Raw genomic sequence first — 255 nt, forward strand, 5'->3', positions numbered from 1 at the left:
AGTATCCTCAGAAGAATTATCACTATCTACAGTTTCATCATCCTTTTGAGAGTTATCATCTTCAGAAGGAGTAGTAGTTGTATCTTCTTGATCATCAGTATCTACAGATGGAGGAGTTACAGAACCATCATTATCACCAGGAATTTCATCTATATCGTTAGAAGGAAGTTCTGGATTAGTATCTTCAGAAGAATTATCACTATCTACAGTTTCATCATCCTTTTGAGAGTTATCATCTTCAGAAGGAGTAGTAGT

General features: G+C 34.9%; 1 protein-coding gene. It reads right to left on the minus strand.

The genetic code is table 11. The annotated features are described in order from the left end of the window. On the minus strand, positions 1-255 hold a 255-nt coding region (locus tag EJJ37_RS20650), incomplete at both ends, for a hypothetical protein (protein WP_204596877.1).

It is taken from the genome of Clostridium cuniculi, from assembly GCF_004353185.1.
GTDB classification, from domain to species: Bacteria; Bacillota; Clostridia; order Clostridiales; family Clostridiaceae; genus Clostridium; species Clostridium cuniculi.